Genomic DNA, 26,623 nt, shown 5'->3' on the forward strand with positions numbered 1-26,623 from the left:
GTTACTTCCAGAGCTGAGCGGCAAACACTACAAGAATGCCGATAGGCGCCACGTAGCGCATCAAGAACAAGGACAGGGCAAACAGCGCCGGGTTACGAATCGACAACTCCTCCCGCACCGCATCACGCCCCATCACCCAACCGGCAAACAGCACGAAGCACAGGCCACCGAGCGGCAACATGATCCGCGAGGTGAAGAAATCGATCACGCCGAAGAAGTCCAGACCGCCCGCCGCACCCCATTGGTAGAGATGGAACAGCCCGCCTTCGTTCACGAAAAATTTGGCTTCCTTCCAGATATTGAAAGAGAAAACCGTACCCAGACCGACGAACCAGCAGATGAACGCCAGCCAGAAAGTCACCCAGCCACGGCTGATTTTCGTGCGTTCAACCAGATAGGCCACCATCGGTTCAAGCAAGGAAATCGCCGAGCTCCAGGCGGCAATCGCCACCAGCACAAAGAACACCACGCCCATCAACTGGCCGAAAACCACGTTACCGAAGGCAAATGGCAGACTGACAAACATCAGGCCTGGGCCTTCGCTAGGGTTCAAACCGCCAGCAAACACAATCGGAAACAATGCCAGACCGGCCACCAGCGATACAAAGGTATCCAGCAGCGCCACACCGACCACGGTGCCAGAGAGCGAGGCTTCCTTGGTCATGTAAGCGCCGTAGATCATGATCGAGCCGACGCCCACGCTCAGGGAAAAGAACGCGTGGCCCATGGCGGGCAGCAAGCCGTCGAGGACTTTTTCCGGATGGAAGTCGAACATGAAATGCACGCCTTCCATGAAATGCCCGGTAGTCATGCTGTAACCCAGCAATACCAACACCATCACGAACAGCAGTGGCATCATGATCCGCAGGCTGCGCTCCAGCCCGGCAACCACGCCTTTGGCGATCACCACGGCCGACAACAGCATGAAAACTGTGTGCCAAAGTGTCAGACGCCAGGGATCGGAGATCACATTGCCGAAATAAGCGCCGACCTGCTCCGCCGTAGCACCCTGGAAGTCGCCGCGCCCCATGTCGATGATGTAATCCAGCGACCAGCCGCCGACCACACTATAGAAAGACAGGATCAGCAGCGCCGTGATCATCCCGGCAAACGCGCCCCACGACCACTTGCCAGAATGCCCGGCCTCCCGCGCCAACACCTTCAAAGCGTTCGCCGGACTCTGCCGTGCGCGACGGCCGATCAGGGTTTCCGCCAGCATGACCGGGATCCCGATCAATGCGATGCAGGCCAGAAACATCAGCACGAAGGCGCCGCCGCCGTAGACCCCGACCATGTAGGGGAATTTCCAGATGCTGCCCAGTCCCACGGCCGAACCGGTCGCGGCGAATATGAAAACCCAGCGGCTAGCCCAACTGCCGTGGACAGAAACCTTGTCTGTCGACATTGAATATCACGCCCAAGCGTTAGAAAAAGAGGCCGCATTGTCCGGGATTCACTCAACCTGCTCAAGCACGCAGCATCACCGTAGCCGAGGATCATTTATCTCCATATAATGCCGCCCCTATGGCTAAACAGAAGAAACACCCAACAGGGACCATCGCGCAGAACAAAAAGGCGCGACACGATTACTTCATCGAACATCGTTTCGAGGCTGGTCTGGTCCTGGCCGGCTGGGAAGTAAAAAGTCTGCGGGCAAGCAAGCTGCAACTGGTCGACAGTTACGTGCTGCTCAAGGACGGCGAAGCCTGGCTTCTCGGCAGTCACATCACGCCGTTGATGACCGCCAGCACCCACGTCATCGCCGATCCGACCCGCACCCGCAAACTGCTGCTCAATAAGCGCGAGCTGGAAAAACTCGCCGCTGCCGTGCAACAGAAAGGCTACGCCTGCGTGTGCCTGTCCTTCTACTGGAGCAAGCACATGGTCAAGTGCGAGATTGCTCTGGGCAAGGGCAAGAAGGAATACGACAAGCGTGACACCGAGCGCGAACGCGACGCCGGTCGAGAGCTGCAGCGCGCCGTGCGCAACAAGGGCAAGGAAGAATAATTTCTTCTGCCTGAAAGATCGCAGCCTTCGGCAGCTCCTACAGGGAAAGACACATTCCTGTGTAGGAGCTGCCGAAGGCTGCGATCTTTTTGCTTCTAAAAGCTACATTCCCTTGCGCCGCTCCGCCCGAGCCATGCGCTGAACTTCCTGCCGCACCTCTTCCAGCACTTCCTGCACATACAGAATGTGCCGACTGGAAACCTCCCGCGCCTGCTCCGCACGCCCTTCGATAATCGCCAGATACAGCTCCCGGTGCTGAGAGATCAGCATGTCGCGGGTTTCCGTGCGCTGTTTGTACATGCCGCCGATGTTGGTCACCACGTTGCGCTTGAGCAAATCGAAAAGCCCGCGAATGGTGTGCAGCAGCACCGCGTTGTGACTGGCTTCGGCAATCGCCAAATGAAACTTCGCGTCCGCCGCGCCCTCTTCCACCCGGCTCACTTCGTCATGCCGCGTGTAGCAATCCTGCAGCTCGTTGAACGCTGCGGTCAGGCGCTCACGATCCACATCCGTGGCGCGCAATGCTGCGTAATAGGCACACGATGCCTCCAGAGTGTGCCGAAACTCCAGCAAATCGCGCTGTGCTTCGGGGTTGCTCTCCAGCAGCAATAGCAGGGGGTCGCTGAAGGTCGATCCGAGGGTTTCCACCACGTAATTGCCGCCGCCCTGGCGACTGACCAGCAAGCCCTTGGCCGCCAGTTTCTGAATCGCTTCGCGCAACGACGGACGCGATACACCGAACTGCTCGGCCAAGGTGCGCTCAGCCGGAAGCCGCTCGCCGGACTTCAGCGTGCCCTCAAGGATCATCCCCTCGAGGCGCTCGACAATATCGTCAGACAAACGGCGCTGACGAATCTGATCAAACCCCATAACTCATTTCTCCACGATCCCGACCGCTCGCCGGGCTCTCTATTCTGGCCTATCGGCGCCCCGCCGACACCTGTCAGAGCACATTTGCCCGACCGGATCAGATGCCTTCTGCACCGCTTATTCGACAAAAGTTTCAGGGCGACAAATTGACACACCGATATCAAGGCTTTTACCCTAGCCAACAGCGATTGTAAATTGGTATTACCAATTAACCAAAAACGCTGACAGTGCCTGACCAACAACAATTAGGGGCCACCCCATATGCAAACCTGGCAACAGCTCTATACCCCGCTCGGCAGTCTCGGTGTCTCCGCACTCGCGGCCGTCATCCCCATCGTTTTCTTCTTTCTGGCTCTGGCGGTGTTCCGCCTCAAGGGTCATGTGGCCGGCAGCATCACGCTCGCCCTGTCGATTGCCGTGGCGATTTTCGCCTTTCACATGCCGGTCGACATGGCTTTCGCCGCTGCCGGATACGGCTTTGCCTATGGTCTGTGGCCGATTGCCTGGATCATCGTCGCGGCGGTGTTCCTCTACAAACTGACGGTCAAGAGTGGTCAGTTCGAGGTCATTCGTAGTTCGGTACTGTCGATCACCGACGACCAGCGTTTGCAGGTGCTGCTGATCGGTTTCTGCTTCGGTGCGTTTCTGGAAGGTGCCGCCGGCTTCGGCGCGCCAGTGGCCATTACCGCCGCGCTGCTGGTCGGCCTCGGGTTCAATCCGCTGTACGCCGCCGGCCTGTGCCTGATTGCCAACACCGCGCCGGTGGCCTTCGGCGCCCTTGGGATTCCGATCATCGTGGCCGGCCAGGTCACTGGCATCGACGCGTTCAAGATCGGCGCCATGACCGGCCGCCAGCTACCACTGCTGTCGCTGTTCGTACCGTTCTGGCTGGTGTTCATGATGGACGGCCTGCGTGGTGTGCGTGAAACCTGGCCGGCAGCGCTGGTTGCAGGCCTGAGCTTCGCCGTGACCCAGTACTTCACTTCGAACTTCATCGGCCCGGAGCTGCCGGACATCACCTCGGCCCTGGCCAGCCTGATTTCCCTGACCCTGTTCCTCAAAGTCTGGCAGCCAAAACGCGCCGCCGGTCAGCATATCGCCGGCGCCGTGTCGGCCTCGGTGGTAACCGCCAGCGCTGGCGGTTTCGGCCAGAAACGCAGCACCGTGGCATCGCCTTACAGCCTCTGGGAAATTTTCATTGCCTGGTCGCCATTCCTGGTCCTCACCGTGCTGGTAACCATCTGGACCCTAAAGCCGTTCAAGGCCATGTTTGCCGCCGGCGGTTCGATGTACGCCTGGGTGTTCAACTTTGCCATCCCGCACCTGGATCAGCTGGTGATCAAGACCGCGCCGATCGTGGCCACACCGACTGCGATTCCGGCGGTGTTCAAACTCGACCCGATTTCCGCGACCGGTACCGCGATTTTCTTCTCGGCGCTGATCTCGATGCTGGTATTGAAGATCAACTTCAAAACTGGTCTGACCACTTTGAAAGAGACCTTCTACGAACTGCGCTGGCCGATTCTGTCGATCGGCATGGTGCTGGCCTTCGCCTTCGTCACCAACTACTCGGGGATGTCTTCGACCATGGCGCTGGTCCTGGCCGCGACCGGCGCAGCCTTCCCGTTCTTCTCGCCGTTCCTCGGCTGGCTGGGCGTGTTCCTCACCGGTTCCGATACTTCGTCCAACGCGCTGTTCAGTTCGCTGCAGGCGACCACCGCACACCAGATCGGCGTCAACGACACCTTGCTGGTAGCGGCCAATACTAGCGGCGGCGTGACCGGCAAGATGATCTCGCCACAATCGATCGCCGTGGCCTGCGCCGCGACCGGGCTGGTGGGCAAGGAATCGGATCTGTTCCGCTTCACCCTCAAGCACAGCCTATTCTTTGCCACGATTGTCGGCCTGATTACGCTGGCCCAGGCCTACTGGTTCACCGGCATGCTGGTGCACTGATCCTATAAACAAAACGGAAATAACCGACGCCGGTTCGTGATTCCGGCGTTAGCAACTCACCACCCGGTCTGTAAGGCTGCTGAAAGCAAGGCGCTTTATATTCAGCAGCCGCCACAGACGGATAACCGGGCCCACCCGGAGACACGCCTGATGAGCGAGCTTTTTTACAACGCTGTGCCCAACGCCACGCGCGTCGCACCGCCACTGCCTGAACCTCGGCAATACCCCAGCGAGAAACCGTCGCGGGTCTACCTGTTCGGCACGTGCGTGGTCGACCTGTTCTACCCCGAAGCAGGGATGGACGCGATCCATTTGCTGGAGCGCGAAGGCATCCGCGTCGAGTACCCGCAAGGGCAGAGCTGCTGCGGGCAACCGGCCTACACCTCGGGTTACACCGAGCAGGCGCGGACGGTCGCGCGCGCGCAACTGGCGTTGTTTGCCGGGGATTATCCGGTGGTGGTGCCGTCGGGTTCCTGCGCGGGCATGCTGCGCGAGCATTACGCGGACTTGTTCAAGGACGAGCCGCAAACGTTGAAACAGGTACAGGCCCTCGCGGCCCGCACCTATGAACTGGCCGAGTTCCTGCTGTTCGTCTGCAAGGTGCAGCTCAAGGACAGCGGCGAACCGGTCAAAGTGGCGCTGCACACTTCGTGTTCGGCACGTCGCGAAATGAATACCCACCTGCACGGCCGCGAGCTGTTGGCGCAGTTGAGCAACGTGGAACGGGTCAACCACGATCACGAAAGCGAATGCTGTGGCTTCGGTGGGACATTCAGCGTCCGTATGCCAGACATTTCCGGCGCAATGGTGGCTGACAAGACCAAAGCGTTGAAGGATTCCGGCGCACACAAAGTGTTGAGCGCCGACTGTGGCTGTTTGATGAACATCAACGGCGCATTGGAGAAACAAAAAGAAGCGCTGCGCGGGCAACATCTCGCCAGCTTTCTGTGGCAACGAACCGGAGGTGCGCAATGAGCACCTCGACGATTATTCCTACGGTTGCCGTAGAAGAAGACTTCCGCACCCGGGCGCACAACGCCTTGGGTGATCAGCAGTTACGGAACAACTTCCGTACTGCCATGGATTCACTGATGACCAAGCGGGCCGCGGCGTTCAGCGATGCCCATGAAAGAGAACACTTGCGTGCCCTGGGCAACTCGATCAGGGCGCGTGCGCTCTCCAAGTTGCCCGACCTGCTCGAGCAACTGGAACAGAACCTGACCCGCAACGGTGTGACAGTGCACTGGGCGGAAACGGTGGACGAGGCCAATGGCATCGTCCTTTCGATCATCCGCGCTCACGAGGCGCGGCAAGTGATCAAGGGCAAATCGATGGTCAGCGAAGAGATGGAGATGAACCATTTCCTCGAGGCTCAAGGTGTTGAATGCCTGGAGTCCGACATGGGGGAATACATCGTCCAGCTCGACCACGAGAAGCCTTCACACATCATTATGCCGGCGATCCACAAGAATGCCGGTCAGGTCGCGTCCTTGTTCCACGACAAACTTGGCGTGGAGTACACCAAGGACGTTGACCAACTCATTCAGATCGGTCGCAGAGTCCTGCGGCAGAAATTCTTCGAAGCGGACATCGGCGTTTCCGGCGTCAACTTCGCCGTAGCCGAAACCGGCACTCTGCTGCTGGTGGAAAACGAAGGCAACGGGCGCATGACCACCACCGTGCCGCCGGTGCACATCGCCGTCACCGGCATCGAAAAGGTCGTGGAAAACCTGCGCGACGTGGTGCCGCTGTTGTCGCTGCTGACCCGCTCGGCGCTGGGCATTCCGATCACCACTTACGTCAACATGATCTCCGGCCCGCGCAAGGAACATGAACTCGATGGCCCGCAGGAAGTGCATCTGGTGCTGCTCGACAACGGTCGCAGCCAGGCCTTTGCCGACAGCGAACTGCGCCAGACCCTGAACTGCATCCGCTGTGGCGCGTGCATGAACCATTGCCCGGTTTACACCCGCGTCGGTGGTCACACCTACGGCGAGGTTTATCCGGGACCGATCGGCAAAATCATCACCCCGCACATGGTCGGTCTGGCGAAAGTCCCGGACCACCCGAGCGCTTCGTCGTTGTGCGGTGCCTGCGGTGAAGTGTGCCCGGTGAAAATTCCGATCCCGGCAATTCTGCGCCGATTGCGCGAAGAAAACGTCAAAGCCCCGGACGCTCCACACCAAGTGATGCGCGGCCAGGGCAGCAAGTATTCGCGCAAGGAACGCTTCATCTGGAACGCCTGGGCGAAACTCAACAGCTCGCCGACGCTGTATCGGTTGTTCGGGTTCTTCGCCACGCGCCTGCGTGCCCTGACCCCGAGCAATGTCGGCCCGTGGACGCAAAACCACAGCGCACCCAAACCCGCCGCCCGCTCACTGCACGACATGGCCCGCGAGCATCTGGCCAAACAGGGAGACCGCTGATGAGCGCCAAGCAAAATATCCTCGCCAAGCTGCGGAAAAGTCTGACCGGCACCACACCGATTACCGACGACTTCGACGTCGATCTGGTGACCCAGCCTTATACCTACAGCGCCGAGCAACGCATCCCGCAGCTGCGCAAACTGATGGAAGCTGTACACACCGAAATCCATCTGACTACCGGCGCAGACTGGCCGGCGCTGCTCGCGCAATTACTGCGTGACCGTCAACTGCCAAGCCTGTTGATCGCACCGACGACGCCTCACGGGCAGCGCATCTCACAACACTGGGCGAACAATCCTGATCTGCCGACGCTGAAGTCCTACAACCGCCCGATGGAAGAGTGGAAAGCCGAGCTGTTCAACGACACCCCGGCCAGCCTGACCGGCACCCTCGGCGCCATCGCCGCCACCGGCAGCCTGATCCTCTGGCCAACCCGTGAAGAGCCGCGATTGATGAGCCTGGTGCCGCCGGTGCATTTCGCCCTGCTCAAGGCCAGCGAAATCCGCGACAACTTCTATCAGGTGCAACAGGAATTCGAGTGGGCCCAAGGCATGCCGACCAATGCGCTGCTGGTGTCCGGCCCGTCGAAAACTGCCGACATCGAACAAGTGTTGGCCTACGGCGCCCATGGCCCGAAAGACCTGGTGGTACTGATCCTGGAGGACCAATGACGCTTCCGGTGAATTTCCTGCGTGATGCGCAGCAACTGATTCCAGCGGAGCGCCGCTTCGACGATCCGCTGTCGACCTTGGCCTTCGGCACCGACGCCAGTTTTTATCGGCTGATTCCCAAACTGGTGATCCGCGTCGAGTCCGAAGATGAAGTGGTAGCGCTGCTGAAACTGGCCCAGCGCGATCAAGTCCCGGTGACCTTCCGCGCCGCCGGCACCAGTTTGTCCGGGCAGGCGATCAGCGATTCGGTGCTGATTGTGCTGGGGGATAACTGGAACGCTCGCGAAATTCGCGATCAGGGCCTGCAAATCCGCCTGCAGCCTGGCGTGATCGGCGCACAAGCGAACGCGTGGCTGGCACCGTTCGGGCGCAAGATCGGCCCGGATCCGGCATCGATCAACGCCTGCAAAATCGGCGGCATCGTCGCCAACAACGCCAGCGGCATGTGCTGCGGCACCGCGCAAAATACCTATCACACTCTCGCCGGAATTCGTCTGGTACTGGCCGACGGCAGCCGTCTCGACACCGAAGACGCTGCCAGTGTCGCCGCGTTTCGCGAAAGCCACGGCGAACTGCTGGAGCGCCTGGCGACGTTGGGCCGTGAGACCCGGGCCAATGCCGAACTGGCGGCGAGAATCCGCCACAAATACCGTCTGAAAAATACCACCGGCCTGTCGCTCAACGCCCTGGTGGATTTCGACGAGCCTGTGGATATCTTGAGCCACCTGCTGGTCGGCTCCGAAGGCACGCTCGGCTTCATCAGTGCGGTGACCTACGACACGGTGATCGACCACCCGCACAAGGCCTCGGCACTGATTGTGTTCCCGGATGTGGAAACCTGCTGCAACGCGGTCACCGTGCTGAAAAGCCAACCAGTGTCTGCCGTAGAGCTGCTTGATCGGCGCAGTCTGCGTTCGGTGCAGGACAAACCGGGCATGCCGGATTTCGTACAGCATCTGTCGAACAATGCCTGCGCGCTGCTGATCGAATCCCGCGCCGCTTCCTCCACGTTGCTGCAGGAACAACTGGCGCAGATCATGGCTTCGCTGACCCGTTTCCCAGTGGAAAAGCAGGTCGATTTCACCGAAGATCCGGCCGAGAACGCCAAGCTTTGGGCCATCCGCAAGGACACCTTTCCCGCCGTCGGTGCCGTGCGTAAAACCGGCACCACGGTGATCATCGAAGACGTGACCTTCCCGGTCGAGCAACTGGCGATCGGCGTCAACCGCCTGATCGAGCTGTTCGACAAACATGCCTACGACGAAGCGATCCTTTTCGGACACGCGCTGGAGGGCAATCTGCATTTCGTCTTCACCCAAGGCTTCAACAGCCCGGAAGAAGTCGCACGCTATCAAGCCTTCATGGACGACGTGGCGCAACTGGTGGCGGTGGAGTTCGGCGGTTCGCTGAAGGCTGAACACGGCACCGGGCGCAATATGGCGCCGTTCGTTGAGCTGGAATGGGGCAGCGATGCCTATCAGTTGATGTGGCAGCTCAAACGCCTGCTCGACCCCAACGGCATCCTCAACCCGGACGTGGTGCTCAGCGAAGATCCGCAGATCCACCTCAAGCACCTGAAACCGCTGCCGGCAGCTGACGAGATTGTCGATAAATGCATCGAATGCGGCTTCTGCGAACCAGTCTGCCCATCGAAGGGCCTGACCCTCAGCCCGCGCCAGCGCATCGTCATCTGGCGTGACATTCAGGCGAAAAAACGCGCCGGCGTTGACACCACCGAGCTGGAAAAGGCCTACGAGTACCAAGGCATCGAGACCTGCGCCGCGACCGGTTTGTGCGCTCAGCGTTGCCCTGTGGGCATCAATACCGGCGAACTGGTGAAAAAGCTTCGCGGCCGACACGCGACGCATCAGAAAACCGCTGACTGGATCGAAGGAAATTTCGCCAAGACCCTGCAAGGTGCACGTTTCACTTTGCACGTGGCAAATGGCGCACGGATGCTGCTGGGCGCACCGCGTCTGGCGAAGCTGTCGGCAACCCTGACGCGCTTGTCCAAGGGCCAGGTGCCGCTGTGGACCAACGCGATGCCGCAACCGGAAAAAGCCATTCGCTTCAGCCCGAGCGTCTCCGACGAACGCCCGCGCGTGGTGTATCTGGCGGCCTGCGTATCGCGGGTGATGGGCCCGGCGGCGGGTGACAAGGAGCAGATGTCGCTGTACGACAAAACCCGTGGCCTACTGGAAAAGGCCGGTTACCAAGTGGTGATCCCGGACAATCAGGACAACCTCTGCTGCGGTCAGCCGTTTGCCTCCAAAGGCTACGCCGAGCAAGCCGAACACAAACGCCAGGAACTGATTAGCGCCCTCCTCCATGCCAGTCGTGGCGGGCTCGATCCGATCTACTGCGACACCAGCCCGTGCACCTTGCGCTTGGTGCAGGACGTGGGAAATGTTCGCCTGGATCTGTACGACCCGGTGCGCTTCATTCGTACGCACCTTCTCGATCGACTGGAGTTCACCCCGCAAGAGGCACCGATTGCGGTTCATGTGACCTGCAGCACCCAGCATCTGGGCGAGAGCCAGGCGTTGATCGATCTGGCGCGCAAATGCAGCAAAAACGCGGTGATTCCGGAAGGCATTCATTGCTGCGGGTTTGCCGGTGACAAGGGCTTCACCACGCCGGAGCTGAACAGCCACTCGCTACGCACACTCAAGGACGCGGTGCAACATTGCAACGAGGGGATTTCCACCAGCCGCACCTGTGAGATCGGCCTGACGCAGCACGGCGGCATCGACTATCACGGACTGGTCTATCTGGTGGATCGGGTCACTCGAGCGAAGGCCTGCTAAAAGAAAGTTAGAACCCTTGAGCGAGGCGGTAGTCCACAGAACAAGCCCCGAACACGCGGGGCTTTTCCTCCTTTCGCTGGCCTGCTCTGACGGTCAGTGAGAGTCTGGATTCCTCAGTGCAAGGAGATACTCATGAAGCATTCTGTACTGTTTGGTCTGTTCGTTACTGCCTCGATGATGGCTTCTACTTCGTTCGCCGATGGCAAACCTGCCGACTTGTGCGAGGCGAATCTGCAAAAGATCGAAAGCGCCAAGACGCAATATCAGACGTCGCCGGATCTGAATTCGCGCGTCTCGGCAAGCGTCAGCAAAGCCCAGGCCCTCAAGGCTCAGGGCAGGATCGACGACTGCCTGGCGGAAACCCAGCAAACCCTTCTAGTAATCCAGAACTCGACGGGGGATACCAAGAAATAAACCTTGGGACGACGAGCCTTCAGGTGGCGTGATGCAGCGCGATTCGGGTTGATGGGCCACGATGTAAAAAAAACCGAATTCCTGCGTGCGGCCGCGGTCGATTGTACAGGCCCACTACCAAACACGGCCTGTTACGACCTCGGCATCGCCGCCAGACCGTCCGGCAGCACCGAGACCAACCGTTCAAGGAGATACCCATGAAGCATTCTGCAATTGCTGGATTGTTCATCGCTGGTGCCCTGCTGACGTCGCCGGTGTTTGCGGCAGACAAAGACCTTTGTGCCGGGAATCTTCAAACCATCAAAGACTTCGTTACCAGTCAGCCGTCAATTCCCGAAACGTCCATGAACAACGTCAAGGAAGCGCAGAAAAAAGCTGAAGACGCGCAGGCGGCCGGCAATGACAAGGATTGCGTTGAGGTCACCTCTTCCTTGATAACCAAAATGCAAATCCGCAATCCAACTCGCAATTGATATGCCACGAGGCCAACCTTCGGGTTGGCCTCGCCGGCCGTTTGGCGTACACTGCGCAGGCTTGTTGCCTCACCTGATGTACGAGGCAATGAGTTCGGGGCCGATTAGGATTCGACGCCGGTGACGAAACTTTAGGTGCATGCCGACTTGGTAACAGAAGTCGTAAATCCACTGTTGCAACTTCTTATAGTTGCCAATGACGACCAATACGGTGCTGCTCTCGCTGCTTAATTGCAGCTGACATGCACTCCTGGTGCCTTCGGGCCCAGCAATCATCAGGGGATGTCTGTAAACCCGAAATGATTGTCATATAGAACAGAATCGCCGTGCAGTACGTTGTGGACGAAGCGGCTAAAACTTACACAACTCGCCCAAAGCACCCTGCCCGTCGGGTCGCTGAGGGTTAACTTAATAGACACGGCTACGCATGTAGTACCGACAGCGGAGCACTGGCGGACGGGGGTTCAAATCCCCCCGGCTCCACCAACTCTCGACGACAAAGCCCGCCTTGTGCGGGCTTTGTCGCATTTGCACATCAGCCAAACCGGGCACACAAACCCACAGCCTGCAAGCGATCGAGCTCGATAACCCTGGCAATGCTCTGCCTACTCATAAAAAAGGACGACACGATGTCGTCCTTTTTCGTACCCGCATTCATCAAAATCAATGAACCGCGCTGAGCAGATCCGGGCGGCTGGATTTGAGCATAGCCTCATTGACCTTGCCTTGAATCGAGCAGGTAAACATCCCCTTGCTGCCAGTCGTCAGCTCTTGCGGAGCAGGCTCGATCAGAAACACGCGCTCGGCACTGTCGACAACCAGCTTACCCGCCGTTGCGGATGGGTCTTCCGGCTGCCAGTTGGATTTGCCGTGGGACCAGATTTCCGCGCGGGCGTAGAGTCCCTGCGACATGTCCATACGCGGCCCGCCCGCTTTTTCCAACTGGGTGTGGAGTTCATTCGGTGTCTGCTTGGCGTAGAACCCCCAACTGATGATGCGAGTGTCCATCAGGTCTGTATCTTCGGCGTAGAAGCCGGTCAACGACATGCCGTCAATTTCGACCGGCTTGGCGAACATCCACCGCTGCCCCATATCGCTCTTGGTGCCGCCGGACAATTTGATCTGGCCATTTTCGACAGTGCTCGGCACCAGATCCTTGAACAAGGGTGATTGCACGACTGCCAGGGAGTGATCGTCACAAGCGGCAAACGACGCCACCGGCGAAGGTGCAGCGGCAACGCTGAAAGAAGAAAAAAGGGCCGCAATGGGCAACAACAGGAAAATTGGTTTCATGGAATGACTCAAATGGAAGACTGAAAAAATCGACAGAGACGATATCACAATGACATCAATCGACAGACTTCAGAGTTTCAATCAATGCCCATGCCGATGATGCACATCCGGAAAATGCGCATGACTGTGCCGCATCGGCGTATGCACATGCGGATGGCTATGCGGCTCCACCCCATCCCACTCAAACCCATGCGTATGTTGATGATGCTCATCGTGTGTATGCCGATGATCATGCTCAAGCCGTTCGTGCTGATGCTCATGAACATGGTTTTCCATCAGATGAATCCATACCCCCACGGCCATTAACGCTGCTGCGAGCAGGAACATCAGCGATATCGATTCGCCCAGCAGCAGAATCGAGATGCCCGCGCCGAGAAACGGTGCGGTGGAAAAGTAGGCGCCGGTGCGTGCGCTGCCGAGGCCGCGCAGGGCGAGGACGAACATGACCAGGCTGACGCCGTAGCCGAGAAAGCCGACCAGCATGATCGGCAACAACGAGGTGGCGGCGGGTAGTTGGCTGCCGATGAACAGGGCCAGTGTGCAGTTGACCAGACCGGCCACGAGGCCTTTGCTGCCGGCGATGAACAGTGCGTCCGAGGCCGAGACTTTACGGGTCAGGTTGTTGTCGATGGCCCAGCAACAGCAGGCGAAAGCCACGGCCAGCGGCCCGGTCCAGTCTTGCGCCGAGACGGCCTCTTGCGGCCAGGACAGCACGACGCCACCGGCGACGATGGCGAGCATGCCGATTACGATTCGTCGGTCGGCGTTTTCCTTGAACACCACCCACGCCAGTAGCGCCGTGAGCACGGATTCGAGGTTGAGCATCAGTGACGCGCTCGCGCCGGACGTTCGGGTCAAACCGAACATCAGCGCCACTGGCGCCAACACGCCGCCGAAGCCAATGGCGCCGAGCAGCCATGGCCATTCACCAGTGCCGAGCCCGGAAGGTTTCCAGCCACGATCGCGGGCAAAACGCAGGACGGTCAAGCCCAGACCACTGCCGAGATAGAGCAACCCGGCGAGCAGAATCGGCGAAATCTGTACCCCCAGCAGTTTGGCAAGAGGCGTACTGGCGCCAAACAGCGCTGCCGCAATCAATGCGTAGAGAACGCTCATATTCATGCCGGGATCACTCGCTGGGGCCGATGGAATACCAGCCAGCATCATGGCAAAACTCAGGTGAGAATTATGTGAACAACTGATTCGTGTCAGGGAACACGGCCTCTGGGACGTGCTCAAATCCAGCAACATTTAATCCGCGCAATCTCTGGGCGGTCGCTCGATGCAGCTTCTATGCTGCGAACATCGAGATGCAATGGAGTTGAAGATGAAGAGCTGGATCGCCGTAGCGCTGGCCGCGCTGATTTCCTTGTCCGTCCATGCGGCCGACGCCCCCACTGTGCGCGTCGAACCGATAGCGTTCACAACCGCTGCCGACAGCGTCCAGCGCAAACAGTCGATCACGGGTGACCAGACGGCGGAGTACCGGTTCAACGCCAAGGCCGGCCAGATGCTGACCGTCGACTTCAAGCCCTCCAACACCTCCGCTTACTTCAACATCGCTGCCAAGGGGGCCGATTACGCGCTGTTCAATGGCTCGATCATGGGCAATCACTTCCTCGGCACATTGCCCAGCGATGGCGAGTACACGGTTCAGGTCTACCTAATGCGCAACGCCGCACGGCGTAATGAAGTGGCCAACTACGATTTGTCGCTGAGGCTGGTCAATGGCGATGCCATCAGCCGTCAGCCACCATTCGATCAGACGCTGGAATTGCAGGGCATTGCCTTTCATGTCAGCACTGAACAGGTCGATGGCAAACTCACTTTGCACATCGCTCCCAAGGGGCTGGAGATCGACAATACGGTCATCATTCAGGCCCTTAGCGGTGAGGTGGTGCGCGCCGAAGTCGCCGATCTCAATAACGACGGTTCCCCTGAACTCTATGTGTTCACCCGCTCGCCCGGACGCGGCATGCCGGGCGAACTGATCGCCTATTCGGCCAACAACAAGAAATCCCTGAGCGAAATCTACTTGCCTCCGGTCAGTGACAACCCGAAAACCGCCGAGGGTTATCAGGGCGAGGACTCGTTTGCCGTGGTGGAAAACAGGCTGGTGCAACGCTTCCCGGTGTATGACAGCGCCGACGCGGGTGCGGGGCGTACGGGGAAGATGCGTCAGGTTCAATACAAGTTGGTGGCGGGTGAAGCCGGGTGGATTTTGCGCGAGGACAAGGTCACGGAATTCTGAAATGACCGGGTTCGTTACGGCCGGCGGATAAACCCCTGAACCACTTCTACACTCACACCGCCCCCACTGCCACGACGAGCCCCCATGACCACCCTCCAAGACCGCATGAAGCAAGGCAAGGACGCCCGCAAGCAATGCTCGCGCAGCACCCACGCCACCACCGGAAAAATGAGCCGCGATCCGATTCCGCTGATCAAAGCGTCGAGTCAGGGCCGCGTCGCTTCGCTGGTGGAGTTGCGTTACGGACGAATGCTGGTGTCGCCCTTCACGTTCTTCCGTGGCAACGCGCTGCTGCAGGCCCATGATCTGTCGAGCACCGAGAACATGGGGCTGGTCGGGCCGATCTGCGGGGATGCGCATTTGATGAACTTCGGCGGGTTCGCCACGCCGGAGCGCAATTTGCTGTTCAGCGTGAATGATTTCGACGAGGCGCATCCTGGGCCCTGGGAATGGGACGTAAAGCGGCTGGCGGCAAGTTTTGTGGTGGCGGCGCGGGATTTGCGCCATGGCGAGTCGGTTGAGGAAGAGGTGTGTCGGCAGATGGTCGGTGCCTATCAGGCGACAATGCTGGAGTGTGCCGAACAGAGTGCGCTGGAAACCTGGTACGAATCGATCAAGTACGAAGACCTGCTCGATCAGGCACGCAAGAGTGCGTTGGAGCATGTGCAGCGTGCCGTCGATAAAGCCGAACGGCGCACCCATGCCGAGTTGCTGCCGAAAATCAGTGAGCGCGACGCCAACGGGCGACTGGTCATTCGTGACGACCTGCCGGAAATTTTCCACCTGCACAAGAACACTACGCTGCTCGACGCCGACGATGATTGGTTGCGGCTGGCAGACTGGCGACCGTTGTTCGATACGTTCATGCGTGACTATCGCACCACGCTGCAGGCTGACCGGCGAGAATTGCTCTCGCGGTTTCACGTACAGGATCTGGCGTTCAAAGTGGTGGGTGTCGGCAGTGTGGGCACCCGATGTCTGGTGGCGCTGCTGACCGACGATCAGGAATTTCCGTTGTTTCTGCAGTTCAAGGAGGCGCGGCGCTCGGTGCTCGCCGACTATGTGAAGGCCAAGTCCCGCACGCGTCATGAAGGCCAACGGGTGGTCGAAGGACAGCGCCTGATGCAGTCGGCCAGCGATCTGTTTCTCGGCTGGACCACCGGCCCCCACGGTCGGCATTTTTATGTGCGGCAATTGCGCGACATGAAGATCTCCGCCGAACTGGAAAACTTCGACGCCGAAACCTTCGCCGCCTATGCCCGGGTCTGCGGTCGCGCACTGGCGCGCGCCCACGCCAAAGCCTCGGGCAATGCGGCGGTCATCAGCGGCTATATCGGCAAGGGCGATGCCTTGGCGGACGCCCTGTTCAAATACGCCCGCAGTTACACCGCGCAGAACGAACGTGACTTCGAACGTTTTCAGCAGGCTTGCCGCAAGGGCCGGCTGCGGGCACGTTCGGAAGCCGATTTCGCCGCGGATCACTTGCCTTGACGCGCTGCAGAGCGCTCGCTATCGAGATGAATTTTTCTTCACTGCCCCCGTTCGATCAACACGGTACAGTCCGCTCGCTCATTCAAGAAACTACGGTTCGCCCGCGCTCTCCCGCGGGCTTTTTTTTGCCTGGCGTTTGCTGCGGAAACGATCCGCGCGGTTTGTTTTTTCCCGCCCCATGATCAATCCTGTCCCTCGACCCTGACCACCGGAGCGCACGATGCCGCTGCTGACCTTGCCCTGCCAACGCCTGACGCTCGCCATCCTCGCCCCGGAACAAGCCGAACTGGAAAGTGACTTCTACGCACGCAACCAGCGCCATCTCGCCCCGTGGTCGCCGATTCGCACCACCGAGTACTTTTCCACCGAGCAGATTCGCCGACGCCTTGAGGTTCAGGCCAGTGCCTACGAGGCCGGGCTGGCGATGCATTTCGCCCTGCTGACGCAGGACGGCCAGCAGATGATCGGCGCATGCAACTTCAGCGGGATCATTCGCGGTGCGTTTCAGGCCTGTTATCTGGGTTATCACATTGACCACGCGCATCAGGGTCAGGGCCTGATGCAGGAAGGCCTGGAGGCCGGCATCGGCTACATGTTCGACACGCAGAACCTGCACCGGATCATGGCCAACTACATACCCGGCAACGAGCGCAGTGCGCGCTTGCTGGAGCGTCTGGGTTTCGAGCGCGAGGGCTACGCCAAGGCCTACCTGAACATCGCCGGGCGCTGGCAGGACCATGTGCTGACGGCGCTGGTCAATCCGGTGTTCGAGGCACCGGAAAAGCGTTGGTCACGACAACTGGCGTGAGTTTCACAATTTGTTAAGCATTGGCGAAGTATGCTCAAGGCTCCTGCCCTTTCCGGTTGCCTGAAATCCATGCCGCGTGCCGCCACTTCGCTGTTTCTACTCGCCGCCCTGCTGTTTTTTTTCGCTTTGGGTAACCACCAGTTGCAAGGCTCCACCGAGGCCCGGGTCGCCGGGATCGCCATGGAGATGCACCTGGACGATGACTGGGTGACGCCGCGCCTGTTCGGCGAACCGTTTCTGGAAAAACCACCGCTGAGCCTGTGGCTGGACGCCGGCGCCATGCGCGTGTTTGGCGTTTCGCCGTGGGCGGTGCGGCTGGCGTCGGCGGTAGCCGGTTTGTTCAGCGTGATGCTGCTGTACGGCATGCTGCGCCGCTTCGGACGGCCGAAAGCGCTCGCCTGGACGGCGGGGATATTGCTGGCGACCATGGCCAGTTACTGGAGCAACGTGCGTGGGGTCGGCGAGGATGCGCTGCTGGCGCTCGGCGTGACCACCGCGTTGCTGGCGTTCTTTCAGGCGCAACGCGCACCGAACGCGGCTAACTCGCTGCTGTTTATCGTCGGCATCGCCATCGCCACGCTGAGCAAGGGCGTGCTGGGACTGGCGATGCCCGGCGTGGTGATTTTCGCCTACCTGCTGGCGGATAACCTGATCGACAGACGCCTGAAGCCCGGCGCGTGGCTGCGTCCCGGCCTGCTCACCGCGGTGGGCCTGATTCCGCTGCTGATCTGGCTCGTCGTGCTTTACCAGCGCGGTGGCTCACACGCCGTCGCTGAAGTGCTGCTGACCAATAGCGTCGGTCGCTTCAGCGGCTCGTTCGTCGAGGCCGGGCATTACGAGCCGTTCTATTACTATCTGGCCAAACTGCCGGAAGCGTTCCTGCCGTGGAACATTCTGGTGTATCTGGGCCTGTGGCATTTCCGCAAGGAGCTGAAGGCCAACCGTTACTTGCTGTTTTTCAGCCTGTGGATCGTCGCGCAGTTCATCATGCTGACCCTCGCTTCCAGCAAACGCACGGTGTACCTGATGTCGATGACCCCGGCGGCGGCGGTGATTGCCGCCGAGTATGCGCGCATACTCTTCGAGCGCTTGCAGGCCCGCGAAACCGCCGACCGTTTCATCGGAAAAGTCGCCCGTCATCGTCAGGCAATTGCCGCAGGACTGCTCACAGTGGTGATCGCCAGCTACCTCGGCGCCGCGCAGTGGGCACTGCCCAACGCCGACAAGGAGCTGTCGTTCCTGCCGTTGACCGAACACATTCAGAGCTTGCAGGCCAACGGTCAGCAGGTCGCGCTGTTCCAAGCCAACGAGCGGGTCGGCGGCGCCAGCGTGTTCTACACCCAACGTGTGCTCAAGGGACTGGACACCGACGCGCAACTGCATGACTTCCTCAGTGCCTCGCCCTCGAACGTCGCGGTGATCTCGGCGGACAGCGAACCCGTCGCACCACTCAAAGTGCTGAAGACCATGATGGTCGGGCGCCAGGCGTACTACTTCGTCGGCTACTGACGCCCTTCGCGCCAGCCAATAAAAAACCCGCCGTCACTGGCGGGTTTTGTTTGGGCCGACGCTTTGCCCTCCTCAGTTCATCGAGTGCTCACTGAATGCCAGTCGGAGGCTTCGATGAAGCCAAGCACGCGCGGGGCCGCTTTGTTCGCAGCGGAAACAAACAGCGAGGAGCCATAGCCCGGGTCCGAAACCGGCGAATTCAGATCCTTTTCCAGCTCCGCCACGCACTCGCTGTGGGTCACCAGAATCAGATTGCGTCCCGGGAGCTTGTGCGCCAGCGCTTCCTGCAGGATGTGGCCCTTGCAGCTGATCAGCCAGTCTTCGCCGGTGGCCGCGCGATTGAACATGTAACCGGCGGTCTGCACCGTGCGCAGCATCGGGCTGTTGTAGATATCGGCATTATTCAGGCCCAAATGCTCGAACTGTGCGCCGACACCGACCGCGACACTGCGCGAGCGGTCGGTGATGCCGTCGTCACCACTCAGGCACGGCGCCGGCGAGTGATCGCAGCGCTCGACGTGACGCACCAGCACAATCATCTCGCCCTTGGCCCACCCGGCCGCCAGCGCGCGGGCGCCGGACACATTGCCGTGGGCCAGGTCAGGCACCGCCGCCGGGGCGAGCAGCCACAGGGTCAGCGGAATCACCAATAACAAGGCGCCGAGCACGACCCAGGTATTGCGATAGCGGGCCAATCCGCTCAGGGAAATCGAGCGTTTGACGCCGAACAGACTCAGTCTCAATTCCACATCGGGCCGCCTCGTCGGCATCCATCACAGTCAATACGATGCGGCGAGGGTAGAGAAGCGGGCGTAAGTGGCGAGTGAAACGCATGTGAAAAAAGTCTTGAAACGCCCTTGTTACAAATTCCGTCGGACAAAATCCTTTCAGCTCTCGTGTTTGCGGCCGATACAGACCTGCTAACCCCCTTGCTGGCTCAAAAAAACAACAATCTTCCAGCCTGACCGACGATCAAGTAGCTCTACGTTCCTGGAGGAATTGTGATGAATAGCTGGTTCGGCAACATCAGCGTGAACATGAAATTGGGTCTGGGCTTCGGCCTGGTCCTGGCCCTGACCTGCGTACTGGCCCTGACTGGCTGGACCAGCCTCGGCGGTCTGATCGACCGCAGCAACTGGATGAGCGACATCACCCAGCTCAATGCCGGCCTGACCAAGCTGCGCGTGGTGCGCCTGCAATACATGCTGACCAACGGCGACGAAACCGCCGCGCAGAATGTGCAAACCACCCTCGAAAGCTTTGCCGCGCAACAACAGGCGCTGATCAACAAGTTCAAGAGCCCGGAAAACGTCAAACTGCTGAAAGAGCAGGCCGCGACCATCGCCGAATATCAGACTTCGCTGAACAAGATGCGCAACGCCTACCGCACCGGCAACAGCGCCCGCGACGTAATGGGCACCAACGCCGACACCGCTTACAACCTGATCGAAGCGATCAGCAAGCGCGTGCAGCAAATGGACATGAGCGAGCAGCGCTTCGAGCAGTTCCAGGCCATCACCCAGGCCAAGGAGGCGTTCATCCTCGCGCGCTATGAAGTGCGCGGTTACACCGCCACCACCAACGCCGAAACCGAGCAGAAAGCCGTCGGTCAACTGGACGCGGCGATTGCCAGCCTCAAGCAACTGAACGTGCATTTCGCCGCGACCCAGCAAGACGCTCTGCGTCAGCTGGAAACCGCCCTGACCAACTACCGCAGCGCGTTGCAGGCCTACAAGAACGCCAACAGCGAAGCGGTGCAGGCGCGTAAGGAGATGACCGATCAAGGTGCGGCCATCGTCACCACCAGCGAGCAGCTGTACCAGATCCAGCTCGACCGTCGCGACATCGAAAGCGCCCAGGCCCGTACGCTCCAGCTGATCAGCACCCTGCTGGCGCTGCTGGTCGGCGTGATTGCTGCGGTGATCATCACCCGTCAGATCACCCGTCCGCTGCAAGACACCCTGGCCGTGGTCGAGCGCATTGCCAGCGGCGACCTGACCCAGAACGTCACCGTCACCCGCCGCGACGAACTCGGCGTGCTGCAACAAGGCATCGCGCGTATGGGCGTAACCCTGCGCGACCTGATCAGCGGGATCCGCGACGGCGTCACCCAGATCGCCAGCGCCGCCGAAGAACTTTCGGCCGTGACCGAGCAGACCAGCGCCGGCGTGAACAGCCAGAAGGTCGAGACCGATCAGGTGGCCACCGCCATGCACGAGATGACCGCCACCGTGCAGGAAGTCGCGCGCAACGCCGAAGAAGCCTCGCAAGCCGCTGCCGCCGCTGACGGCGAAGCCCGTGAAGGCGACAAGGTGGTGAATGAAGCCATCGCCCAGATCGAGCGTCTGGCCAGCGAAGTGGTGCGTTCCACTGAAGCCATGAGCGTGCTGCAACAGGAAAGCGACAAGATCGGCAGCGTCATGGACGTGATCAAGGCCGTGGCCGAGCAGACCAACCTGCTCGCGCTCAACGCAGCGATTGAAGCCGCGCGTGCCGGTGAAGCAGGCCGTGGGTTTGCCGTGGTCGCCGACGAAGTCCGTGGCCTGGCGCAACGCACGCAGAAATCCACCGAAGAAATCGAAGGCCTGGTCGCCGGTCTGCAGAACGGCACCCAGCAAGTGGCTGCCGTGATGAACAACAGCCGCGCCCTGACCGACAGCAGCGTGGCCCTGACCCGCAAGGCTGGCGACTCCCTGGAAAACATCACCCGCACGGTGTCGAACATCCAGTCGATGAACCAGCAGATCGCCGCCGCGGCCGAACAGCAAAGCGCCGTGGCCGAAGAAATCAGCCGCAGCATCATCAACGTGCGCGACGTGTCGGAACAGACCGCCGCGGCCAGCGATGAAACCGCAGCGTCCAGCGTTGAACTGGCACGCCTGGGCGGTCAGTTGCAGCAAATGGTCAGCCACTTCCGCGTCTGATCTTCAGTCAGCGCCAAAGGGTAAATCCAATCGCGGGCAAGCCCGCTCCCACAGGAAACGAGTCGAACACGGAATATGTGAGCGACCGAAAAACCTGTGGGAGCGGGCTTGCCCGCGATTGCGTCAGTCCAGTCAGCCCATACTCACTGCTCCAACGCTCACACCTCCCACGGATTCATCACTTCCACTCCCGAGAACCGAAAGTCCTTCACGTTACGGGTGGCGATTGCCGCGCCATGAGCCCGGCAAATTGCGGCTATCTGCGCATCAGCCATCGACACCGCCCGCCCCTTTGCTTCGCAATCTGCGACGAGTGACGCGTACTCGACAGCGGCATGCGCATCGAACGGCAAAATGCGTCCGGCGAAATCCTCTTCGAACATTGCCATCGCATTGGCTTGAAGATTCTGTTTGCGCTTGCCTGAGGGAAGTCGGGCGATGCCGTGGAGTATCTCAGCCACCGTTATCGCACTGATGGCCAGATCCATGGCGGGCTGCGCATCAACCCAGGCCAGCACTCTGGCTTCAGGTTCGATACGCATGAACTCTGAAAGCACGTTGGTATCGAGCACTATCATTCAGAAAAATCCACCCCGGTGGCTTTCTCTGAGCGCTCTGGCAGATCAAGTTCTGCTCCGCCGAGAGCACTGAATCTGTTGCGTATCCGGCTTCCAAGTCCGCCGGCACGATCCACCGTTGCCAAGGCTCGACCGAGAATCAGGCGCGCCTCTTCTTCCATGGAGTGTCCGTTGTGTGCAGCGGTGATACGCAACTGTTCCTTGAGCTTCTCGTCAAGGTTCCGAATGGTGATGCTGGCCATGACGCCTCCTGCAATCAATGAAATCATTGATTGCAGGCTAGCACATCCGTTCTGGCTCACACCGGGCAATCTTCCGAACGGCCATTCTCATTGCAGCAAATGGTCAGCCATATCCGCGTCTGACCTTCAGTCAGCGCCAAAGCGTAAATCCAATCGCGGGCAAGCCCGCTCCCACAGGAAACGAGTCGAACACAAAATATGTGAACGATCGAAAAACCTGTGGGAGCGGGCTTGCCCGCGATGGCGTCCGCCCAGTCAACCCAATGTCAAAGACAACCCGCCTTGTGTAGGAGCTGCCGCAGGCTGCGATCTGTTGATCTTGGTTTTTTACAATCAAAGTCAAAAGATCGCAGCCTGCGGCAGCTCCTACAGGAATTGCGTTCGATCTGCAGTCCGGTACCCCTTAGCGCGTCCCGCGTTGGCGCAACGCCGACGGCATGAAATACGCGTCTTCCGGCACCGGTTGCGAGAAGTCGACGGTGGAGGCTTCTTCGTTGTCGAGGTTCTGCACGTAGTAACGCCGGGCCTGCAGGTCGTGGAACACGTCCAGTGCGCTCCAGGTGGTCGGCAGGTCGTAGAAATTTTTCAGGTAGGCCATCGACACCCGCCACAACTCCCCTCGCCCATCGTATTGATCGACCAGCGCCGCGCCCCAACTGTCCTCGTCGAGGAACAGCACGCGTTTAGAATAGACATGTCGGGCGCCCGGTTTCAGGTTGCCCTCGACCACCCACACACGGTGCAGCTCATAGCGGGTGAATTGCGGATTGAGGTGGCCCGGGGTCAGCAGTTGCGCGTACTTCACGTCGGGGCTGCCGACCTTGTAGTTGTTGTAGGGGATGTAGATCTCCTGCTTGCCCTTGAGTTTCCAGTCGTAACGGTCCGGCGCGCCGTTGAACAGGTCAGTGTCGTCGGCAGTGCGCAGGCCATCGGATGAGGCGATCGGCGTGTCATACGCCAGGTTCGGCGCGCGGCGCACCCGGCGTTGCCCGGCGTCGTAGACCCAGGCCTGACGCGGATCCTTGAGCTGATCGAGCATCTCGTGCACCAGCGCCGCGCCACCGGCCAACCGCGCCGGGCTTTTCACAAAAGCGAGGTAGTAGAACAGGATGTTTTTCAGGTCGGCGTACTGCCCGCCCGGACGATAAAAATTGAACAGCGCTTCTTGCTGTGAGGTGACCAGGGCAAAGCTGCCGTTGCGCTGCACCGGGGCTTCGGACGCACGACGCACCACGTAAATCCCGCGATAACGGGTGATGTGGTTCCACAGCACTTCGACGCCATCCTTGGGCACCGGGAACGGCACACCGCCGTAGGCATCGGCGAATCCGCTGCCGCCCTCCAGCAGCTTGGCTGAGGTCGCATTCTTCAACGTGTTGTCATACAGCCATTGCGGCGCCGAACCGGAACGGCGCGATGGATAGACCGGCATCTGGAACGTGTCGGGATAGCTGTTGAACAACGCAATCTGACCGGGACTGAGGTGGGCCTTGTACTGCTCCAGATTGGCCTTGGTGATGGTGAACAGTGGCTTGTCTGCAGCGTAGGGATCCGGGTGATGCTGGCCCGGTTTGTACCCGGCCGGCGCCTGGGTGATGCCGCCGGTCCAGGCCGGAATGCTGCCGGCAGCGTTGCCGGCACGCTCGGCGCCCATGGGCGTGAGGGTGGTTTTCAGTTGTTCGGCTTGTTGTGGGGTGATGGCGGCGAAGGTGCTGCCGACGCTCAGGCCCAGAACCAGCGCCAGCGTTGTCTTCGTCAATCTTGAAATATGAAACATGTTCTTCTCCAGAATGCGTGCCCTGTGGGAGCTGGCTTGCCAGCGATAGCGGTGGGTCAGCCACCATTGATGTCGAATGTGCTGCCGTCATCGCGGGCAAGCCCGCTCCCACAGGGGGATGAGTTGTCCCGGGATCTGCGTCTGAAACTCACAAGAAATACTTGAGGTTGAACCCGACGTTGTCGCGGTCGCGAATCCCGTTGTTCTGTCCGCCGCCCCAGAAGTTGGTGTATTGCACCTCGGCTTCGAGCTTGTTCTGGTAGTTGGCCTTGATCCCCAATGTGTAAGCCTTGCGCCCGTCGATGGTGTTGCCGGCCTGATAGCTGTTGCCCTTGAAGTCATCCTTGTAGACGACGTACGGCGAGACGTTGACCCCGGCGTACACATCGTTCCAGGTGCCGTTGAACATCACCGTGTAGCTGTAGGAGTTGCGATTGACCTGATCATCTCGATCACCGCCGGACACATAAGAGGTGTTGCCGGTACCGGCGTAATAGCGCGTGCTGCCGTCGTAGGCGGTGTATTGCAGGCTGCTGCCGCGCAAGTGTTCGGAGGCCAGTTCGAAGATGCCGAACATCGAGTCGAACGACAGCGTCGGGCCGAAGTTGTAGATGCTGCCCAGCGAGGTGTTGAACGCTTCCACGCGCTCGGCGTTGTTGATCTCGCTGTCGAGGGTGACCATCTGCCCGCCGACGTTGACCGGCTTGCCGGTCACCGCCACAGCGGCACCGTTGGCCAGGTCGCCGATCAAGTCGTTAGTCGCAGCAATGCCGATCGGCAGGTTCGGTCGATAGGCGATCTCGCCGAACACCGAAGCCTGGCCCAAAGTGGTGTTGAAGCTGAAACCGTACATGCGGATGTCTTCGGCATAACGCCGATGCGCCTGAATGTTGCCCATCACATCGGCCGTCGCCAGACCGTTGGCCAGCGCCCCGGCCTGACTGCCGGCGACGGTGGAGAGCATGTTGGTCAGGGCATTCATGTCGATGCCCTTGTAGCCATCCAAATCTGCGGCGATGGTCGGCTCCTTGGCGTGGTAGTTGACCAGGTACAGGCCGAACTCGGTGCTGTTAAGCGTCTCGGCGATGTAGCGGAAGGCGACGCCGAACTGGCCGTCGTTGCGTGCGTTGTAGTCCTTGCCGATCGACGCCACTTTCAGCGTATTGCCGTAGGCCGGTGTCACGCCGTTGGCGTACAGGCCGGTGCTTTTCAGCGCCGGGCCGAGCAACGGGTTGTTGCCCAATGCGCTGTACAGCCCGATAACGTTGCCGAACCCCGGCACCGGGGTATCAAGCGCGGTGCCGCTGAAGTTGTTGTAACCGGTGTTGCCGCCATCGGCGAACAGGTCGGTCTGTGAGTAGAACGTGCCCACCGGGTCGATGCGGGTTTCCTTCCAGTTGGTCTGGTAGAAGCTCTCCAGGGTCAACGAATCGGTCAGGCCGATGTTGAAGCTCACGGCCTCCACCGGCATCAGCACCTCCTTGACCTCGGCGCCGGGCAAGCGGTACTTGGCGGCGTCCACCGGGTTGGTGGTGTTGACGCCGCCGCGATAGAAAATCCCCTCGCCCCAGTTGAACACCTGACGCCCGACCCGCGCGGTCACCGGCATCTGCGCCACGTCCCAGTTGCCGTAGACATAGGCGTCAAGCATCTCGATCCGGCTGCCGGCGATGTCGCGGGTCTGGCTGGTGAAACGGTCGTCCTGCGGATAGCTCTGACTCGGTTGCGCCGGATTGTTGTTGCGGTAGTAATCGTTGCGTTTGTCCATCAACTGGGTGTCGTAGAACGCCGTGCCGCGCAGGAACATCCCGTAGTTGTGGTAGTTGGCCTCCAGCTCCGAAGTGATCTTGTACACCTCGGAAACCAGCCCGGTATCGAAGTTGCGATTGCCGTCGTTGGTGTTGACGTCGTCGTTGTTCTTGTCGCGGCCCTGCACCCGCCACAAACGGCCATAGGACAGGGTCGTGTCGATCGATCCGGTGACTTGATTGTCCAGCACGCTGAACTCGGCCGCCTGCAGCGCATCCACCGCACAGAGTTGCAGCAGCCCCGCCAGGCCGACACCGGGAAGTGCCACGCCGGTGAAGCGCAATCGAGTGTTGATCATGGGTTCCTCCTTGTTCTTA

Annotated in this window: 21 protein-coding genes, 1 other RNA gene and 2 pseudogenes; 15 read left to right on the top strand and 9 right to left on the bottom strand. The window is 60.0% G+C overall.

The window, feature by feature from the left end:
• Nucleotide 1: 1 nt before the first annotated feature.
• Nucleotides 2–1,405, bottom strand: a complete 1,404-nt coding sequence (locus tag L6D63_RS14945; protein WP_047291154.1) for a sodium-dependent transporter — start codon at nt 1,403–1,405, stop codon at nt 2–4.
• 119 nt (nt 1,406–1,524) lie between these two features.
• Here L6D63_RS14945 and smpB point away from each other — a divergent pair, with 119 nt between their 5' ends.
• Nucleotides 1,525–2,007 carry an SsrA-binding protein SmpB gene (gene smpB / locus L6D63_RS14950; protein ID WP_003221505.1) on the top strand — a complete coding sequence of 161 codons (483 nt, stop codon included), beginning with the start codon at nt 1,525–1,527 and terminating at the stop codon, nt 2,005–2,007.
• A gap of 102 nt (nt 2,008–2,109) precedes the next feature.
• Here the strand turns inward: smpB and L6D63_RS14955 are convergent, their stop codons facing one another.
• On the bottom strand, nt 2,110–2,877 hold the full coding sequence (locus L6D63_RS14955) for an FCD domain-containing protein (RefSeq protein WP_041066759.1): 768 nt from the start codon (nt 2,875–2,877) through the stop codon (nt 2,110–2,112).
• Nucleotides 2,878–3,138: 261 nt separating this feature from the next.
• Here L6D63_RS14955 and L6D63_RS14960 point away from each other — a divergent pair, with 261 nt between their 5' ends.
• From L6D63_RS14960 to ssrA, 8 genes are all read left to right on the top strand, one after another.
• A complete protein-coding gene (locus tag L6D63_RS14960) occupies nt 3,139–4,833 on the top strand; it encodes a lactate permease LctP family transporter (RefSeq protein WP_131671423.1) in 1,695 nt (564 codons plus the stop codon).
• Nucleotides 4,834–4,983: 150 nt separating this feature from the next.
• Nucleotides 4,984–5,808 (top strand): (Fe-S)-binding protein, encoded by an 825-nt coding sequence (locus L6D63_RS14965; protein WP_047291147.1) that lies wholly within the window; start codon nt 4,984–4,986, stop codon nt 5,806–5,808.
• Nucleotides 5,805–7,259: a LutB/LldF family L-lactate oxidation iron-sulfur protein gene (locus tag L6D63_RS14970; RefSeq protein ID WP_095667570.1), complete on the top strand. Its 1,455-nt coding sequence runs from the start codon at nt 5,805–5,807 to the stop codon at nt 7,257–7,259. Before L6D63_RS14965 ends, L6D63_RS14970 begins: the two co-directional genes overlap by 4 nt.
• Nucleotides 7,259–7,930 carry a LutC/YkgG family protein gene (locus tag L6D63_RS14975; protein ID WP_131671422.1) on the top strand — a complete coding sequence of 224 codons (672 nt, stop codon included), beginning with the start codon at nt 7,259–7,261 and terminating at the stop codon, nt 7,928–7,930. Before L6D63_RS14970 ends, L6D63_RS14975 begins: the two co-directional genes overlap by 1 nt.
• The gene (locus tag L6D63_RS14980; protein ID WP_131671421.1) at nt 7,927–10,737 is read left to right on the top strand and encodes an FAD-binding and (Fe-S)-binding domain-containing protein; all 2,811 of its coding nucleotides are present in this window, start codon (nt 7,927–7,929) and stop codon (nt 10,735–10,737) included. Before L6D63_RS14975 ends, L6D63_RS14980 begins: the two co-directional genes overlap by 4 nt.
• A gap of 132 nt (nt 10,738–10,869) precedes the next feature.
• Nucleotides 10,870–11,151 (top strand): hypothetical protein, encoded by a 282-nt coding sequence (locus tag L6D63_RS14985; protein ID WP_027610766.1) that lies wholly within the window; start codon nt 10,870–10,872, stop codon nt 11,149–11,151.
• A 197-nt stretch (nt 11,152–11,348) separates the two neighbouring features.
• Nucleotides 11,349–11,624: a hypothetical protein gene (locus L6D63_RS14990; protein ID WP_027610765.1), complete on the top strand. Its 276-nt coding sequence runs from the start codon at nt 11,349–11,351 to the stop codon at nt 11,622–11,624.
• 96 nt (nt 11,625–11,720) lie between these two features.
• Nucleotides 11,721–12,110, top strand: a transfer-messenger RNA (tmRNA) gene (ssrA, locus tag L6D63_RS14995).
• A 177-nt stretch (nt 12,111–12,287) separates the two neighbouring features.
• On the opposite strand, the gene L6D63_RS15000 is transcribed toward ssrA, so the two are convergent.
• Together L6D63_RS15000 and L6D63_RS15005 are read right to left on the bottom strand one after the other, a co-directional pair.
• Nucleotides 12,288–12,917 carry a hypothetical protein gene (locus L6D63_RS15000; protein ID WP_131671420.1) on the bottom strand — a complete coding sequence of 210 codons (630 nt, stop codon included), beginning with the start codon at nt 12,915–12,917 and terminating at the stop codon, nt 12,288–12,290.
• An 81-nt stretch (nt 12,918–12,998) separates the two neighbouring features.
• Entirely contained in the window at nt 12,999–14,039 is a 1,041-nt protein-coding gene (locus tag L6D63_RS15005) for a DMT family transporter (protein ID WP_131671419.1), read from the bottom strand.
• A 205-nt stretch (nt 14,040–14,244) separates the two neighbouring features.
• Here L6D63_RS15005 and L6D63_RS15010 point away from each other — a divergent pair, with 205 nt between their 5' ends.
• The 4 genes from L6D63_RS15010 to L6D63_RS15025 all read left to right on the top strand — a co-directional run bounded on the left by L6D63_RS15010 (nt 14,245) and on the right by L6D63_RS15025 (nt 18,976).
• A complete protein-coding gene (locus L6D63_RS15010; protein ID WP_131671418.1) occupies nt 14,245–15,168 on the top strand; it encodes a PliI family lysozyme inhibitor of I-type lysozyme in 924 nt (307 codons plus the stop codon).
• Nucleotides 15,169–15,252: 84 nt separating this feature from the next.
• Complete coding sequence (locus L6D63_RS15015) at nt 15,253–16,659, top strand: DUF2252 domain-containing protein (protein ID WP_131671417.1); 1,407 nt, start codon at nt 15,253–15,255, stop codon at nt 16,657–16,659.
• 220 nt (nt 16,660–16,879) lie between these two features.
• Nucleotides 16,880–17,467 carry a ribosomal protein S5-alanine N-acetyltransferase gene (gene rimJ, locus L6D63_RS15020; RefSeq protein WP_131671416.1) on the top strand — a complete coding sequence of 196 codons (588 nt, stop codon included), beginning with the start codon at nt 16,880–16,882 and terminating at the stop codon, nt 17,465–17,467.
• Between the two features lie 30 nt (nt 17,468–17,497).
• Nucleotides 17,498–18,976 carry an ArnT family glycosyltransferase gene (locus L6D63_RS15025; protein WP_131671415.1) on the top strand — a complete coding sequence of 493 codons (1,479 nt, stop codon included), beginning with the start codon at nt 17,498–17,500 and terminating at the stop codon, nt 18,974–18,976.
• 77 nt (nt 18,977–19,053) lie between these two features.
• On the opposite strand, the gene pmrG is transcribed toward L6D63_RS15025, so the two are convergent.
• Nucleotides 19,054–19,725 carry a lipopolysaccharide core heptose(II)-phosphate phosphatase PmrG gene (pmrG, locus tag L6D63_RS15030; RefSeq protein ID WP_131671414.1) on the bottom strand — a complete coding sequence of 224 codons (672 nt, stop codon included), beginning with the start codon at nt 19,723–19,725 and terminating at the stop codon, nt 19,054–19,056.
• Nucleotides 19,726–20,013: 288 nt separating this feature from the next.
• Between pmrG and L6D63_RS28815 the strand changes: the two are divergent.
• Nucleotides 20,014–20,994, top strand: a pseudogene (locus tag L6D63_RS28815) (methyl-accepting chemotaxis protein); the annotation flags it as partial.
• Nucleotides 20,995–21,303: 309 nt separating this feature from the next.
• Nucleotides 21,304–21,900, top strand: a pseudogene (locus L6D63_RS28820) (methyl-accepting chemotaxis protein); the annotation flags it as partial.
• 158 nt (nt 21,901–22,058) lie between these two features.
• On the opposite strand, the gene L6D63_RS15040 reads toward L6D63_RS28820, so the two are convergent.
• The 4 genes from L6D63_RS15040 to L6D63_RS15055 form a co-directional block, all read right to left on the bottom strand.
• Nucleotides 22,059–22,478, bottom strand: coding sequence for a type II toxin-antitoxin system VapC family toxin (locus L6D63_RS15040; RefSeq protein ID WP_131671412.1), 420 nt, complete (start codon nt 22,476–22,478; stop codon nt 22,059–22,061).
• Nucleotides 22,475–22,720: a FitA-like ribbon-helix-helix domain-containing protein gene (locus L6D63_RS15045; protein ID WP_027614126.1), complete on the bottom strand. Its 246-nt coding sequence runs from the start codon at nt 22,718–22,720 to the stop codon at nt 22,475–22,477. Before L6D63_RS15045 ends, L6D63_RS15040 begins: the two co-directional genes overlap by 4 nt.
• Before the next feature lie 403 nt (nt 22,721–23,123).
• Complete coding sequence (locus tag L6D63_RS15050; RefSeq protein ID WP_131671411.1) at nt 23,124–24,497, bottom strand: DUF1329 domain-containing protein; 1,374 nt, start codon at nt 24,495–24,497, stop codon at nt 23,124–23,126.
• Nucleotides 24,498–24,645: 148 nt separating this feature from the next.
• Complete coding sequence (locus L6D63_RS15055) at nt 24,646–26,604, bottom strand: DUF1302 domain-containing protein (protein ID WP_131671410.1); 1,959 nt, start codon at nt 26,602–26,604, stop codon at nt 24,646–24,648.
• Nucleotides 26,605–26,623: the final 19 nt, after the last annotated feature.

The sequence above is a fragment of the Pseudomonas parakoreensis genome, assembly GCF_021602155.1.
Taxonomy (GTDB): domain Bacteria; phylum Pseudomonadota; class Gammaproteobacteria; order Pseudomonadales; family Pseudomonadaceae; genus Aquipseudomonas; species Aquipseudomonas parakoreensis.